The organism is Haladaptatus sp. AB643, from assembly GCF_024136975.1.
In the GTDB taxonomy this organism is placed as follows: Archaea; Halobacteriota; Halobacteria; order Halobacteriales; family Haladaptataceae; genus Haladaptatus.
In genome coordinates this window covers 24,806-40,409 of record NZ_JAMYJW010000002.1, presented here as the reverse complement: position 1 = coordinate 40,409, position 15,604 = coordinate 24,806, and the positions used below count along the sequence as shown (strand labels likewise).

General features: G+C 62.6%; 13 protein-coding genes. 11 read left to right on the top strand and 2 right to left on the bottom strand.

Annotated features, from left to right (window positions below; translation table 11 throughout):
- The 11 genes from NKF25_RS05090 to NKF25_RS05035 all read left to right on the top strand — a co-directional run bounded on the left by NKF25_RS05090 (position 1) and on the right by NKF25_RS05035 (position 12,974).
- Positions 1 to 471, top strand: coding sequence for a Rieske (2Fe-2S) protein (locus NKF25_RS05090; protein WP_253225621.1), 471 nt, complete (start codon positions 1 to 3; stop codon positions 469 to 471).
- A gap of 1 nt (position 472) precedes the next feature.
- On the top strand, positions 473 to 1,792 hold the full coding sequence (locus NKF25_RS05085; protein ID WP_253225620.1) for an MmgE/PrpD family protein: 1,320 nt from the start codon (positions 473 to 475) through the stop codon (positions 1,790 to 1,792).
- A gap of 101 nt (positions 1,793 to 1,893) precedes the next feature.
- Positions 1,894 to 2,598: a helix-turn-helix domain-containing protein gene (locus NKF25_RS05080; RefSeq protein ID WP_253225619.1), complete on the top strand. Its 705-nt coding sequence runs from the start codon at positions 1,894 to 1,896 to the stop codon at positions 2,596 to 2,598.
- A gap of 231 nt (positions 2,599 to 2,829) precedes the next feature.
- Positions 2,830 to 3,420 carry an SRPBCC domain-containing protein gene (locus NKF25_RS05075; protein WP_253225618.1) on the top strand — a complete coding sequence of 197 codons (591 nt, stop codon included), beginning with the start codon at positions 2,830 to 2,832 and terminating at the stop codon, positions 3,418 to 3,420.
- Positions 3,417 to 4,283: a xanthine dehydrogenase family protein subunit M gene (locus tag NKF25_RS05070; RefSeq protein ID WP_253225617.1), complete on the top strand. Its 867-nt coding sequence runs from the start codon at positions 3,417 to 3,419 to the stop codon at positions 4,281 to 4,283. The genes NKF25_RS05075 and NKF25_RS05070 overlap by 4 nt, the downstream gene beginning before the upstream one ends.
- A gap of 1 nt (position 4,284) precedes the next feature.
- Complete coding sequence (locus NKF25_RS05065) at positions 4,285 to 4,992, top strand: (2Fe-2S)-binding protein (protein ID WP_342766307.1); 708 nt, start codon at positions 4,285 to 4,287, stop codon at positions 4,990 to 4,992.
- On the top strand, positions 4,989 to 7,478 hold the full coding sequence (locus NKF25_RS05060) for an aerobic carbon-monoxide dehydrogenase large subunit (RefSeq protein ID WP_253225616.1): 2,490 nt from the start codon (positions 4,989 to 4,991) through the stop codon (positions 7,476 to 7,478). The genes NKF25_RS05065 and NKF25_RS05060 overlap by 4 nt, the downstream gene beginning before the upstream one ends.
- A gap of 66 nt (positions 7,479 to 7,544) precedes the next feature.
- Positions 7,545 to 8,702, top strand: a complete 1,158-nt coding sequence (locus NKF25_RS05055) for an XdhC family protein (RefSeq protein WP_253225615.1) — start codon at positions 7,545 to 7,547, stop codon at positions 8,700 to 8,702.
- Positions 8,699 to 10,975 (top strand): VWA domain-containing protein, encoded by a 2,277-nt coding sequence (locus NKF25_RS24420; protein WP_342766306.1) that lies wholly within the window; start codon positions 8,699 to 8,701, stop codon positions 10,973 to 10,975. The genes NKF25_RS05055 and NKF25_RS24420 overlap by 4 nt, the downstream gene beginning before the upstream one ends.
- A complete protein-coding gene (locus NKF25_RS05040) occupies positions 10,972 to 11,835 on the top strand; it encodes a DUF364 domain-containing protein (protein ID WP_253225614.1) in 864 nt (287 codons plus the stop codon). Before NKF25_RS24420 ends, NKF25_RS05040 begins: the two co-directional genes overlap by 4 nt.
- Positions 11,832 to 12,974, top strand: coding sequence for an XdhC family protein (locus NKF25_RS05035; protein ID WP_253225613.1), 1,143 nt, complete (start codon positions 11,832 to 11,834; stop codon positions 12,972 to 12,974). The genes NKF25_RS05040 and NKF25_RS05035 overlap by 4 nt, the downstream gene beginning before the upstream one ends.
- A 47-nt stretch (positions 12,975 to 13,021) precedes the next feature.
- Here NKF25_RS05035 and NKF25_RS05030 read toward each other — a convergent pair whose 3' ends face one another.
- Together NKF25_RS05030 and NKF25_RS05025 are read right to left on the bottom strand one after the other, a co-directional pair.
- A complete protein-coding gene (locus NKF25_RS05030; RefSeq protein WP_253225612.1) occupies positions 13,022 to 14,419 on the bottom strand; it encodes an ATP-binding protein in 1,398 nt (465 codons plus the stop codon).
- A gap of 351 nt (positions 14,420 to 14,770) precedes the next feature.
- Positions 14,771 to 15,583 carry a hypothetical protein gene (locus tag NKF25_RS05025; protein WP_253225611.1) on the bottom strand — a complete coding sequence of 271 codons (813 nt, stop codon included), beginning with the start codon at positions 15,581 to 15,583 and terminating at the stop codon, positions 14,771 to 14,773.
- Positions 15,584 to 15,604: the final 21 nt, after the last annotated feature.

Sequence of the window (15,604 nt, the reverse complement as noted above, 5' to 3'; positions counted from 1 at the left end):
ATGAAAAAGCGATTCGAAATCTGTCCCGTGTCCGAACTGCCCCCGGGTGAGCGAAAGATAACCGAGTTGAACAGTATCTCGGTTGGTGTGTTCAACGTCGATGGCGACTACTATGCGCTGAAAAACGATTGCCCGCATCAACGTGCGCCGCTCTGTATGGGAAAAGTGACCGGCACGACTTCGGTCGAACACACCGGGAAGGTAAACTGGGAGGACAACGGTCACATCCTCCGCTGTCCGTGGCACGGTTGGGAGTTCGACATCGAGACGGGGCGTTCCGTGTTCAATCCGCACAAGGTCCGTGCTCGTTCGTTCGAAGCGACCGTCGAGTCGACTGACGATGGCTCATCGGATACACCTGAGAGCACATCGGGGGCCAAAGATTGCGCCTGTGGTTCGAACGCTGACGAACCGCCGGTTGCCACCTACGAGGTCACCGTGGAAGACGAAGTCGTCGTCGTTTACCTCTGAGATGACGGACCATTCGGCGGACACGGATAGTGCAGTCACGTTCGTTCGATCGGCGACGTTGGAAGATGCCCCGGCGTCAGTGACGCAAGCAGTCAGGGTTCGAGTCCTCGACACGCTCGCCGCGATCACGGCCGGATATCGGCAAGCGGGAATCGATATCGTCCGTAACTACGCAGTGGATCGGTTCAGTGGGACGTCGACTGCTGCAACGCTCCTCGACGGCAGCGGGACGAAACTCCACCCGGAGGGCGCAACCCTCGCCAACGCGACAGCGGCGAACGCCCTGGATATCGACGACGGCCATCGCGAGGTGAAAGGTCATCCCGCCGCAGTCGTCGTCCCAGCGGCACTCGCCGTCGCGGAAGCCGTGGATGCGACCGTCGATGCGTTGCTCGATGCCGTCTACGTCGGGTACGAACTCGGCGTTCGGGCCGGATTGGCCATCCACGAGATCGACGGAGTGTACACCGGGACCGGATCGTGGGGTGCGATCGGTGCCGGTGCGGCCATTGCCCGTCTCCGAGGGTTCACCCGAGAACAAACGGCGCATGCGCTGGGGATCGCGGAGTACCACGCTCCCAGGACACCCATCATGCGCGGCGTCGAGCAACCGGGGATGACGAAGGACGGTATCGGATGGGGGTCGTACGTCGGAGCGGTATCGGCGCAACTCGCCGAATCGGGATTCACGGGATCCGGAACGGTCTTCGACGAAACGGATATCGACGCCGTTGACTCGCTCGGAGACGTTTTTCACGTCACGGAGGGGTATCTCAAACCGTATCCGTGCTGTCGATGGGTACAACCCGGCGTCGCGGCCGCGCTGTCGCTGTTGGAGACGACGGATATCGACCCGACGACTATCGAGGCGATTCGTGTTTTCACGTTCGAAGAGGCGACACACCTTCGAACGCGAACGCCGGACACACCGGAAGCGGCACAGTACTCGTATCCCTTCCCGATCGCGGCGGCACTCACCCGCGGACGGTTCACGCAGGAAGAGCATCGACCGGAAGCGCTGGCGGATCCTGCCATCGTGGCGCTCTCGAATTCCGTCGATATTCGTGTCGAGGAAGCGTTGAACGAACGGTTCCCGAGCGAGTGTTTGGCACGTATCGAAATCGACACCGAGCGCGAAACGTTTGCTTCCGGGGTTACCCGTCCTCCCGGCGCTCGGGAGCGACCGCTCTCGGACGAGACGAGGCGTGAAAAGGCCCGACGCCTCGTCGCTCCAACGCTCCCACGTTCGGCGATTGACGAAACCGAACGGCACCTTCGATCGGATACGTCCGTGGCGACGCTCCTCGAACCGTGGCGCTGAAACGGGAGAAGCCCTTGCCGACGGGTGGCTGAACCGTGTACCGGGACTGCCATGTGGTAACGAAGAGCACTTATGAGGGGTACCGCATTGTCTTCAGTACGATGTTAACCTCGGAGGTGCGCGTCCGGTACGAGGGTGATTGGACCGCCCAACTTGCAGAATATGATGTTTTCGGGGAATTTATCGCTTCGACGTTCCGCAACCATCGCTATATCGGAATGCTGGCACTGGAGACCAACGATTACGAGGGAACCGTCGAAGTCATTCGATCACACAAAATGGTCGATACCATCGACGTCGTCGAACGGTACCGAACGGGTGAGGGACGGTACGCAGCGACGATACTGCTCCGTGGTCGTCTCACCGAACTGACCCCGCTTCAGGCGCTCATGTACGAGGGATATCTCCCCATCGGCCCGACGAAACTCGAAAACGGCTGTGAATATTTCAATTTGCTTCTCGGGGACCGTGACGAGTTGACGACCGCGATCGAACTACTCTCGGAGTTTGGGAGCGTCTCGGTCGAACGAATCACGCGCGATTTTCGCCGGGAGATCATGCCGAGCCGTGCTGAATGGCAGGAACTCCTCGAATCCATCCCGCCCCGTCAACGTGAGTTTTTGAACACGTCCGTCGAGAACGGATATTTCGAAATCCCGCGGGAGGTGACGCTCGAAGAACTCGCGGAGGAGATGGACATCACGAAAACGACTGCATCGAACCACCTCCGCAAAGCCGAACGAACGCTGATCGCATTCGTCCTCCCATACATCAATCTCGCCGTCGGCGACGGTGATTCGCTGTAGTTGCTGTGATTCCCGACCTGATCTCCGCGAGATAGGAGCTTTCGAGTGGCACGCTTACCGTCGTTGATCGCTTCTTTGAACGATAGCTTCGGATACCTTGGTTCAACGGACAGTGTCGATTCGATGAGAGATGAGAAACGCGTGACGAGAATTATGCCACTAGGTAACACTTAACATTGTACGGGTTGGGTAGGAACACGAGTCTACGGACTCGGACAGGAGCATACAGGCATGGAGTTCGAGGGTGAATTCGAACTGGAGGGGGTAGAGCCGGAGGACGCCTGGGTCGTATTGTCGGATCCCGTCGCCGTTCGGGATGCGCTGAAGGGATGTCGCTACATCGTCCCGATGGAGGACGGCAACTTCGATTTCGACAATTACGAACCTGAGGAGGACGTCCCGACGTTGCCCGACGTCGATCCGGAGGTCGTTGCGGATCGAGCGTTCGTGGAAGGGGGCAAGTACGCGGCGTTGATGCAGATCGGCGTCGGGAGCGTGAAACCGCGATTCGAAACACGGGTCACCATCACCGAACGGGAGTATCCCAAAATGGTGGCAACCGGCGGTGGTGCCGCCTCGGACAGCAGTTTCGAGATGGAATCCGGAATGACCATCAGCGAGACCGACGCCGGGTCGAAGGTCGAGTGGTGGACGGGAGCCGACGTCTCCGGGCGAATTGCACAGTTGGGCGGCCGAGTGCTCAACCCGGTCGCCGACAAGATAGTGAGCCAGTTTTTCACGAACATCCAGCAGCAGATGTCGGACGTCGACGAGAGCGAACAGGGACGGAGTATCACGAACCGACTCAGGAACTTGCTATGAAAGCCGCACAATTCGAACATCACGAACCGACGACCGTCGACGAGGCGGTGGACCTCCTCGGCAGTCTCGACGAACCGACCATCCTCGCCGGGGGACAGAGCCTCGTTCCCCTGATGCGGTTTCGGCTGGCCCGACCGTCGACCGTCGTCGATCTGAACCGCATCGAGGATCTCGACTATCTTCGCGAGGAGGATGGGTACCTGAAGATCGGTGCCCTCACGCGGCACGTCGAGATCGAGGAATCGCCGCTCATCGCCGAGAAGTACGGCAGTTTTGCCGATACCGCACCGCTCGTCGCGGATCCGCAAATCCGCAACCGCGGAACGGTCGTCGGATCGGTCGCCCAATCGGACCCGAAGGGCGACTGGGCGACCGTACTGTTGGCTCACGAGGGAGACGTGGTCGCGCAGGGACCTGACGGCGAACGCGTCATCCCCGCGGACGAGTTCTTCCTCCTCCCCTACGACAACAACCTGGAGGAGGGGGAACTCGCCACCGAACTTCGAGTACCGGTGCCGCCGGACGACGAGGGGAGCGCGTATCACAAACTGAAACGGAAGGTCGGCGACTACGCGATGGTCGGAGTGGGTGCCCGTGTGAGAGTGGACGATGGCGTCATCACCGATGCGACCGTCGCACTGACGGCGGTCGACATCACGAACGTTTCCGTTCCCGACGCCGCCAAGGCGCTCGAAGACGAATCGCCCAGTGCTGACCTGTTCAAGCGGGCGGGTGAACTCGCCGCGGAGGCGTCGAATCCCGAAGCCGACGAACACGGGAGCGTCGAATACAAGGAAAACATGGTCCGAGTCCTCACGCAGCGGGCGCTTGCCGACGCAACGGAACGGGCGGGAGGGGACTGACATGAACCAGACGAAGGACATCACACTCACGATCAACGGAACCGAACACGAACTGAGCGTCGAGCCACGAGAGCTACTCGTACACGCGATTCGGGAGAACCTCGACCTGACCGGCACGCACATCGGCTGTGACACCGGGAACTGCGGGGCGTGTACGATCAACATGGACGGCGAAGCCTACAAGTCGTGTCTCCTCTTCGCCGTGCAAGCCGACGGAAGCGACATCACGACCGTCGAGGGAATGGGGAGCCTGGAGGAAGCGGGAATGGGAGAGAGCGATCTCCACCCGATTCAGGAGGGCTTCCGCCAGATGCACGGCCTCCAGTGTGGCTACTGCACGCCGGGCATGATCATGGCCGGAAAAGCCCTGCTGGACGAGAACCCGGACCCGACGGAGGCGGAGATTCGCGAGAAGATCAGCGGCAACCTCTGTCGATGCACGGGGTATCAAAACATCGTCAAGTCCATCGAGTACGCGGCGGACGTGCTCAACGGCCGCGAACCGCCGGAGTCGCCCGTCGAAAACGAACAGACGGACGCCGAGGCGGAGGCCACAGCGACGGACGGCGGCGAAGCGACCGACGATGGCAAGGTGACTGACGGCGGCAAGACGATGGGATGCGGGGCGGACTCCTGCTGCCGGGATTTGTCGGGGGACAGAACGACAGACGGGACCCGGACCGCGGACGACGGAGGTGACTCCCCATGAGCAGCGAGTTCGATCGCAGCGAAAAACCGGACGAGGGGTATCGACACGACGCCGACGGCGGCCCGCACCCCGAGGCCGACCACGGACACGGTCGCGGTGGCATGGGTCAGGAGGTAAAACGCAAGGAGGACCGACGGTTCATCACCGGCCGGGGCAACTACGTCGACGACATCAAGAAGGACGGGATGCTCCACTGCGAAATCGTCCGCAGTCCGTACGCCCACGCCCGGATAAACGACATCGATACCAGCGGGGCGGAAGCGCTCGATGGGGTCGTCGCGGTCCTCACCGCCGAGGACCTCGCGGCCCACGACCTCGCGACGATGCCGACCCTGATGTCCGACACGCAGGACGTCCTCGTCTCCGATAAAGTGAAATTCCAGTCGCAGGAGGTGGCGGCCGTCATCGCCGAGGATCGCTACATCGCCAAGGACGGGGCCGAGAAGGTGCGCGTCGATTACGAGACGCTCGACCCCGTCGTGGACGCGAAGGCGGCGATGGAGGAGGACGCGCCGCTGGTCCGCGACGACATCGAGGGACAGGAGAGCAATCACATCTTCACGTGGGAGACGGGGGACGAGGACGCGACGAAGGCCGCCTTCGACGATGCGGACGTCGTCGTCGAGCAGGACATGTACTACCAGCGTATCCACCCCGCACCCATCGAAACCTGCGGCTGTGTGGCCGACTGGGATACGGCCAACGAGAAGATGACCGTCCACATGACGTCCCAGGCACCCCACGCCCATCGGACGCTGTTCTCGATGGTTTCCGGAATCCCCGAGAACAAGATTCGAATCGTCAGTCCCGACGTGGGCGGCGGGTTCGGCAACAAGGTGCCCATCTACCCCGGCTACGTCGTCGCCGCCGCGGCGTCGTACGTCATCGGTCAGCCGGTGAAGTGGGTCGAAGAGCGGTCGGAGAACATCCAGACCACCGCCTTCGCCCGCGACTACGACATGACGGGTCGTATCGCGGCGACGGAGGACGGCATCATCGAGGGCGTCGACGTCGACGTGCTGGCGAACCACGGGGCCTACAACGCCGCGGCCCAACCCTCGAAGTTCCCGGCGGGCTTTTTCAAGATATTCACCGGGTCCTACGACATCGACGCCGCCCACGGCAAACTCGAAGGTATCTACACCAACACCGCACCGGGGGGAATCGCGTATCGGTGTTCCTTCCGCGTCACCGAGGCCATCTACCTCATCGAACGGATGGTGGACGTCCTCGCCGACGAACTCGACATGGACCCGGCGGAGGTCCGGCGGAAGAACTTCATCCCGAAGGATTCGTTCCCCTACGATAGCGCCACGGGATGGACCTACGACTCCGGCGACTACACGCGCGCCCTCGACAAGGCCTTGGAGGGAGTCGGCTACGAGGAACTCCTCGAAGAGCAACAGCGGCGCATCGACGAGGACGAGGAGAAGTTGCTCGGCATCGGACTCTCGACGTTCACCGAAATCGTCGGTGCCGGTCCGGGAAAGCAGTGTGACATCGTCGGCGTCGAGATGTTCGACTCCGCCGAGATTCGCGTTCATCCGACCGGGAAGGCGACGGTCGGCATCGGCGTCCAGACGCAGGGACAGGGCCACGAGACCACCTTCGCACAGATCGTCGCCGAGGAACTCGGTCTCGACGTGGACGACGTGACGATCGAACACGGCGACACCGACTCCGAACCGTACGGCCTCGGGACGTACGCCTCGCGGTCGACACCGGTCGGCGGGGCCGCGACTGCGGTCGCGGCGCGGAAAGTGCGTGAAAAGGCAAAGAGCATCGCCGCTAACGAACTCGAAGTCGCCGAGGCGGACGTCGCGTGGGACCGAGATTCGGGGTCGTTCCACGTCGAAGGCGCTCCCGACCGGTCGATGTCGATAACGGAAATCGCCGCCGCCTCCTACATGAACTCTCCCGCGAATCAGGAACCGGGTCTGGAGGCGGTCGATTACTACGACCCGCCGAACATGACCTACCCGTTCGGGGCGTACGTCTGCGTCGTGGAGATCGACCGCGAAACCGGTCACCTCGACATCCAACAGTTCTACGCGCTCGACGACTGTGGGAACCGCATCAACCCGATGGTCATCGAGGGACAGGTCCACGGCGGCGTCGCACAGGGGATGGGAACCGCGCTCCTCGAACACGTCACCTACGACGAAAACGGCAACGTGACCGGGGGAGACTTCATGAACTACCTCCTCCCGACCGCCGCCGAAATTCCGCACATCGACACCGACTACACGGTCACGCCGTCGCCCCACCATCCGATCGGAGCGAAGGGCGTCGGCGAATCCCCGACCGTCGGGTCACCACCCGCTATCGTCAACGCCGCCGTCGATGCGTTGTCTCACGCGGGCGTCCGTCACGTGGATATGCCACTGACGCCCGACCGCGTTTGGGAGAAGTTGGACGAAGCGGGTCTCTCGTGTGAGCCAGCGGATCACGTCGATGTCGACACCGAAGAGGCCGATGCCGACTGATCCGGTCTCGGCGGCGACATCCTCTTTCGCACGCGACCCGTGTGTACTAGTAGCACGCATCAGAAGATGACGACAGACAGACCACCCGACGACGACCCGACCGAACGGGACGCCACCTCGCCCGAGAAGGTGGACCGACTGGCCAGCGAGTGGCGCGAAGCTGGCCGTTCGTTCGCCGTGGTGACCGTCGTCCGGCGAGAACCACCGGTCTCCGTGAACGTGGGTGACAGAGCGCTCGTGACGCCCGACGGGGAACTGGTGGGGTGGGTCGGTGGTGCCGCCTGCGCACAGTCGGTCGCCGTCCGCGAAGCCAAACGCGCCCTACGGACGGGAAAATCGGCGCTGTTAGGATTGGCACCTGACCCGGACACCGTCGCTCGTCCCGGCCTCGACGCGTTCCCGATGACGTGCCACAGCGGCGGCGTCCTCGAACTGTTCGTCGAACCGGTGATGCCGACACCGCGACTCGTGGTCATCGGCGACTCGCCGATGGCACGCTCACTCGCTCGACTCGCGGGCGACATGTCGTACGTGGTGACCGTCGTCGCCGATTCGGAGACCGGCCCTCGGGCGGACGAGACGATCACCCCCGACGACGAGGGTGTCGTCGAACGGATCGAGGGGGCTGAGGCTATCGTCGTCGCGACGATGGGGGCATTCGACGAGAGCGGGATCGAAATCGGGCTTCGAGCGGGGGTTCCGTACGTCGGACTCGTCGCCAGCAGGAGACGGGCGAAGAACCTGTTCGAGGACGTGGCCGAGCGCCTCGGCGTCGACGCCGACGACGTCGCCGACGCGGTGGTCGTCCCCGCCGGTCTCGATCTGCGAGCCGAAACGCCCGAGGAGATCGCACTGAGCATCCTCGCGGAACTCGTGGCGGCCCGACGCGGTGCGACGGACCGTCCGCCCGTCCCGAGCGAGGGAATCGAAACCCGAACCGAAAGGGACGAAGCGGCGAACGACGGTGAGGAAGCGAACGCGGACGCGGATGAGAATGAGGGCGTGGACGAAAATGAGGACGTGGGCGAGGATGAGGGCGCGGATGCGAATGCGAAGAACGGGGAAACGGTGATCGATCCGGTCTGCGGCATGGACGTCGTCACGGACGAGGCCGCCGCGACGGTCGACCTCGACGGCGAGACCTACTACTTCTGTGGACAGGGATGCGCCGACGCGTTCGAAGACGACCCCGAACGCTTCCGCATGGAGGAGCGACTCAGATGAACGAACGAGCGGACGATGATCCGTTCGCCGACCTGACCGAAACCGACCTCGGGGAACGGTTTGCGGAGACGGGGTACGTGGCCGATGACGAACTGCTGACGACCGTCTTTTTGGCCCTCAAACTCGGCAAGCCGCTGCTCGTCGAGGGCGATCCGGGGAGCGGCAAGACCGAACTCGGGAAGGCGCTCGCCGACGGGTTCGACACGGAACTCATCCGCCTCCAGTGTTACGAGGGACTGACCGCCGAGAGCACGCTGTACGAGTGGAACTACACGAAGCAGTTGCTGGCGATTCGATCGGGTGAGCGATCGATCGACGAAACGAACTCCGTCTTCGATTCGGGGTTCCTCCTCGAACGCCCGCTGTTGCAGGCGCTCACACACGATGGCGTCACGCCGCCGGTACTCCTCATCGACGAAATCGACAGATCGGACGAAGAGTTCGAGGCGTTCCTCCTCGAACTGCTCTCCGACTATCAGGTCAGCATTTCGGAGTACGGCACCGTTACCGCCCAACGACCCCCTATCGTCGTCATCACGTCGAATCGGACACGGAGGGTGAGCGATGCACTCAAACGACGGTGTCTCTCCCTCCACGTCGAACCACCGTCGTTCGAAGCGGAGTGCCAAATCGTCCGGCGGAACGTTCCCCACCTCGACGCCACCGTCGCCAGCGAGGTGTGTGGTATCGTCCGGCGTCTCCGTGAGGAGTCGTTCCTCACGGGACCGGGCGTCGCCGAGACGCTCGACTGGGCGCGAGCGGTCGCAACGCTCCGGAGCGATGCGGAGATGGAGAATCTCAGTGCCACGACAGTCGAGCGAACGCTCATCGAACTCCGAGCGGAGGCGGCCGAGCGTGCACTCGTCGATACCGACCACCTTGACCGACTGGTGACCGCCGCCAGCGAAGCGGGCCGACGAAACGGGACGGAAACGGATCGAGTCCCGGCGACGGTCGGTGAACGTCGTCCGGACTTCGTCGGCGCACGCGACCACGTCATCACACAGGTCGTCCGCTTCGCACGGACGCTCCGATTTCACGGCGTCGACGTACCCGTCGACGGGTCGCTTTCGGCGGTCGAAGCACTCGCGGCGACGGGGTTCACCGACCGAGGCCGCGTCCGCGCCGCGACGCACGCAACGCTCGTCTCCGACCCGCACGACAGCGAGGTGTTCGACGAGCGTTTCCCCGTATTCTGGTACCGTCTCAAGACCGGTCTCGAAGCGATTGCCACGGCGGATGACATGAGTCGCCCCATCGAATCCGGTCGGCCATCCGAACATCCACCCGCCGACGCTTCCACGGACTCCGAGTCGAAGGAACTGCTCGAAGATGCTCTCGGCGATGTGGGGAAGGAGACTCCCTCCGAGTCGGCGATCAGAACGCGGAGAATCGCCGACGAGACCGAGAGCCCCCTCGAACGATTCCTCGATGACCACCGTTCGGGGACGTTCAGCGCGAGCGGTGAAGGGCAAGAGGTCGAAGACGAGGGAAACGGCGACCGTGCTTGGACGACAGTAACGCGGTTCGAACGCGCCCTGGCGACGCTCTCGGGACGACGGTGGCACCCGGACCGAACCGGGTACGCCATCGACGCGCGACGACTGCTTCGAGAGAGCCTTTCGACGGGCGGCGTCCCCCCGTCGCTTCCGACGCGGGACCGGCGGGTGAGCGAGGTCCGCGCGTGCGTCCTCGTGGACGTGAGTCGGTCGGTTCTCGATGCGATCGACCGGGGGTTCCTCCTCACGTTTCTGGAGTCACTCGTACGTGACTGTCGGTCAGTCAGAATCTTCTTCTTCGATACGGACATCGGGGAGGTAACTGACGTCTTCGAACGGGCCGACGACGATCCGGCAACCGCGCTCGAACACGCCGAGGTGGTGTGGGGCGGCGGCACGAAAATCGGCGCGTCGCTGTCGACGCTCCTGACACGGTGGCCGACCGCCATCGACTATCGGACGGCGACGCTCGTCGTTAGCGACGGCCTCGACGTGGGTGACATCGACGACCTCGAAGCGGCGATGGCACGGCTTTCCCTTCGCTCGGGGTCGATTCTGTGGCTGAACCCGCTCGCCGCCTCACCGGCGTACGAACCGACCTGTCGGGGAATGGCCGCCGTCCTCCCATACGTCGACGGCCTGTTCGCCTTCGCCGGTCCGCAGGACGTGGCGGAGGTCGCGCGGCAACTCGACCGATACGGACCGCGCGGGCCGATGGGCTTCGAATACGATTTCCGCGAGCGAGTCGCGGGGGGAGGTGTCACTGCTGGATGACCGAACCGCGCGATACCGACCTCGTGGACCGAATCTATGCCAGCGTTCAGGGGACGGCGACGACCGCGACGGCTCCGCGCGTGACCGTCGGCGAGCGCGTTGTTCTCGTCGAACTCACGCACCCCGACCACGGTCACCTCGCGGGGGTCGCCCATCGGCCGCGGGGCGAGCGCCCGGAATCGTGGCCCGAGAACGTTTCCGCGCTCGCATCGCTGGCGACCGACGGGAACATCGACGGAAAGGTACGCCGAGCCGTGGGTATCGCGACGCTGAACGCCCTCTCCGCCCCCGAAGTCGAGTGGCAATCGGGCGACCCGATGGCGTCCCTCGACGACGCCGTCGCCACGATCGCCACGGTCGGCCTGTTCCGTCCAGCGTTCCGGAAGTTCAGCGCCGTCGACGTACGCGTGGTCGAACGCGAGCCACCTGATTCCGTCACGTCGCCGGACGACGTGACCGTCGATCTGTTCCCGCCGGACGAGTGTGAGACGGCGTTTGCGGGTGCGGACGTCTGCTTTATCACCGGGTCGACGCTGGTGTACGGGGGATTGGATCGCTATCTCTCGGCACTGAGATCCGCCGACGTGCCGCTCGTCGTCCTCGTGGGTGCGACGGCATCGTTCGTCCCCGGTCCGGCCTTCGATGCCGGTGTCGACCTCGTGGCAGGGGCGCGAGTGCGAAATCCGACGAGCGTTCGAGCGAGTGTGCGAGCGGGAGACTGCGGGACCGACCTGCACGACAGCGGACTGGAGAAGGTGTACGTCGCCCGAAGCGCGGTGCTGCCGGGGCTCGGACTGGACGGCGAACAACCGGACGAAACGAACGAAAGACCATCCGAAACAGGACAATCAAAACCATGAACAAAACCGACAACGATTGGAGTACACCGGAGAACGAAGTGTTACAACGAGCCCGTGAACTCGTGGAACGCGGCGACCGAGGCGTCCTTGCTACCGTCGTCGACGTCGAAGGGAGCGCGTATCGTCGCCCGGGAGCGAAGATGCTCGTCTCCGAGGACGGGACGGAAGTCGGCCACATCACCGCTGGCTGTCTGGAAGACGAGGTTCAGCGTCTCGCCGCGGACGTGCTCGCATCCGGGGAACCGCGCCTGGAGACGTACGACCTGATGCCCGAAGCGGACGACGACGTCTGGGGACTCGGCGTCGGGTGTAACGGCGTCATCGACATCCTCCTCGAACCGCTCGACGAGGGCTATCGACCCGTCCTCGACGCCGTCGGTGACGGCCGCGACGTCGGCGTCGTCACCGTCACCGACGGTCCGGGCGACCTGGTCGGAACGCGGGCGTACTACGACCCCGAAGCGGACGGTTTCGACGTGGACGACGACGCGGAGTTCAGTTTCGATCCCCTTCAGGAGGTCGTCGCTCCCCTCCTCGCCGATGGTACCTCGGAAACCGTCGTCGTCGATGACGTCTCGATTTTCGTCGACAGCCACCGCTCGCCCGACGACCTCGTGGTCGTCGGCACCGGAAACGATGTTCGACCGATCATCGAACTCGGGACGATGGCGGACTTCCGCGTAACGGTCGTCGGCTTCAGGGGAGCAACGGCGACGTCCGACCGCTTCCCGAACGCCGCCGACGTGCGTTCCACGTCCCCCGCACGGATCCGTGACACGCTCGACTTCGACGCGGACACCTACGTCGTCGTCGCCACCCACAACTTCGTCGACGACCGGATCGTCGTCGACGAACTCCTTCGGACCAAAGTGCCGTACATCGGTCTCATGGGTCCCCACGAGCGGTTCGAAGAGATGCTCGATGACTTCAAAACGGAAGGGAAAACGTTCAGCAGCGACGAGCTAACACGGTTGTTCACTCCAGTGGGACTCGACCTCGGTGGCGGGTCGCCGTATCAAATCGCGCTCAGTATCGTCTCGGAAATCGTCGCCGTGCGTAACGACCGAGACCCGAAGCACCTCAGGGAACGCGAGGGAACGATCCACGACCGGGTGACGCCGTCGATGGATACCGATTGAGCGATGCCCCGTGGAATGCCTCGATTTGACCGACGAAAGGCCTCCGTTCACTCGTTCTGCGCGACGTGGTGAGTCACGTCGTCGAGCGTGAACAACCGTACGTCGTCTCTCTCGGACACCGCCTCACGAACCGATCGTGTCGCGCCATTTCGCGTAAAGAGGGCGTATTTTCTTGTGGGAGTCTCACCCGAATCCGGTGACCAGCGAATTTCTTCCGCGTGGGTTTCGAGTGATGCGAGCGCGCTGTAGTCGAGCGGCGCGGCCGTGAATTTGCACTCTCCGGCGACCATCGTTCCATCCGTGGTGAATCCGACGGCATCGACCTCGTGATTCTTGTACCACCATCGGCCGATGTCGAGAAACGTCTTCTCCGGGTACAGGCGAGGGAGCGCTTCTTGACACAGTACTTCGAACTCGGGGCTGACGAAGTCAGGGAGTTCCGGTTCGATCACGGCCTCGTAAGCGTCTCCACCCAACCGTTCGTACCGATCTTCGTTCCCGTAAACGAACCGGAACCAGAACCGAAACAGTGGATCGAGAATACGGTAGCGGCCACGACGCGATTTCGACTTTTCCTCGGTCAGTGGTACCTCCCGTTCGATGAGGCGGAGCCGTTCTAACTTCTGGGTATACGTCGAAATCTGTTTCCCGTCGATGCCCACCGCCTGTGCGATCTCGTTCGATGCCGTCTTCCCGGCCGCAATTGCGGTGAGGATCGCGAAGTACCGATTCGGGTTCGTGAGTTCGGTTCGCAGGACGTACTCCGGTTCGTTGTGGAGATACCCCCGCTGTGAAAGGACTTCGTCCGTGAGAACCGTTCCGAGGTCGTGATCGAGTTCGATACCGTCGAGATAGTACGGAACGCCGCCGAAGATGCCCCACGTATAGATTCTCTCTTCCGGCGAGTAGCTGGTCGGGACGAACTCCTGCGCGGCAGTGAAGTCGAGGGGTCGAAGATCCAACCGCTCCGTGAATCGGCCATACAGAGGACTGTTACCCAACAGCGTCGCCTCTTCCATCATACTGATCGACGATCCAACCAAGATGAGTGTCCCCGCGGTATCCCGAAACCGCTGATCCCACAGCCGTTGAATGACCGAGGGAAGACTTTCGTCGGCATCGATGAGGTATGGGAATTCATCGAGAACGACGATTCCGTCTCGGTCACCAAGGTAGCCGAGGAGAGCCTCCCAATTTTGCTTGATCTGAGTAATGCCCGGGAACGATTCCGACGCGACATCGACGAACTCGTCGAGTTGTATTTGGGGTGTCGTCTCCGTCGCTTGGTACAGGACCGCGTCGTCTCTCCCCGCGAGCGAGTGCTGCACCAGTTGCGTTTTCCCGAGACGACGACGGCCGAAAACGACGACCATTTCGGCTTCACCGGAGGTGTAGCAGTCCCGTAACCGTGACAGTTCGGCCTCCCGATTCACGAATCGATCCATGAGCTACCTCGTTCCCGTAGCAGGATAATACTTCCGAATAGCCTAAATAGAAATAGCCTAATTGAAAATTGGCTATTTGGAAAGAGGTTATTTCGGTCGTCGAATGACGGTAGAAGCAGTACTAGATTCGTCTTAACGGGTGCACCATCCGGTTTTGCACGCTCATCGATGCAGAAGACACGGAGCATGACAGGTCGGGGGCCTTCCAAAGCCCTCCAGGCAAACACGACGTTCACCCCGACCAGCCGTATTATTAATACTGACCAACAATAACGGTTTTCGACGTTTCTTGACAAACGAGCCCGCATCCTGACCGGGGAATCATCGATACGGACGAAAAATGGCGAGTAACTACTTCGCCGATTCGGATTCCCGCTGGCGATTCGAATACGTACTCACCTCGTGTGAATCGGGGTCGTCGTGCGTCGTTCGGGAGTCGGTTTCCCGGGAACGAGCAGTCCGTCTATCAGTGGTGGTTCCCCGGGAGTCGTCGCGGTCGACGTGGGCACCATCCGATCCCTCGAATTCGAGCGTGATCGGTCGGGCAATCCGTCGGAGCACGCCGGAGATACGACGTTGAAGACGGGTCAGCCCATCCGAGTCCGTGGATGGGGAAATCCGGAACTCGCTCCCGACTCGCGTAACGGCATCCCGATCCAGCAGTCGGTCGATGGCCGCATCGACGACCTCGTCGTTAGCTTCGATCGATTCGCCGAGTTCGCGGCGCGTTTGCGGCCGGTCGTCGAGAATATCGTAGATGCGTTTGGCGACGTACTCGCCGTACACGTCGTGGCCGTCTCGGTTCGTCTCGGGGACGGTCGCCCCCTCGTGACGAACCGTCTGTACGGCGTTGAGGACGAACCAAGCCCCGACGACGAGGAACGCGGCCGGGAACAACACGGTTTCGTCGTCGAACACGGACAACGCGACACCGCTGAGAAGCAACTGCACTCCGAAACCAGCGTGCGTCACGGATTTTCGGAGGTCGTAGGCGTCCGAAAAAAGATCGGTGAGACCGGCGCTGACGGTTGCGAAGGCCGTCGTTGCTAACTGGGGAGCCGTCGATTCGAGGAAGAAGTGAAAGATGGCGAGCGCGGCGAGCCAAGAGAAAACGGCTCGCAGCGTGAGACGTTCGCGGAGGGCATCGCCGAAAGCGGTGGACATCCGTCGAACGATTGGATGGCT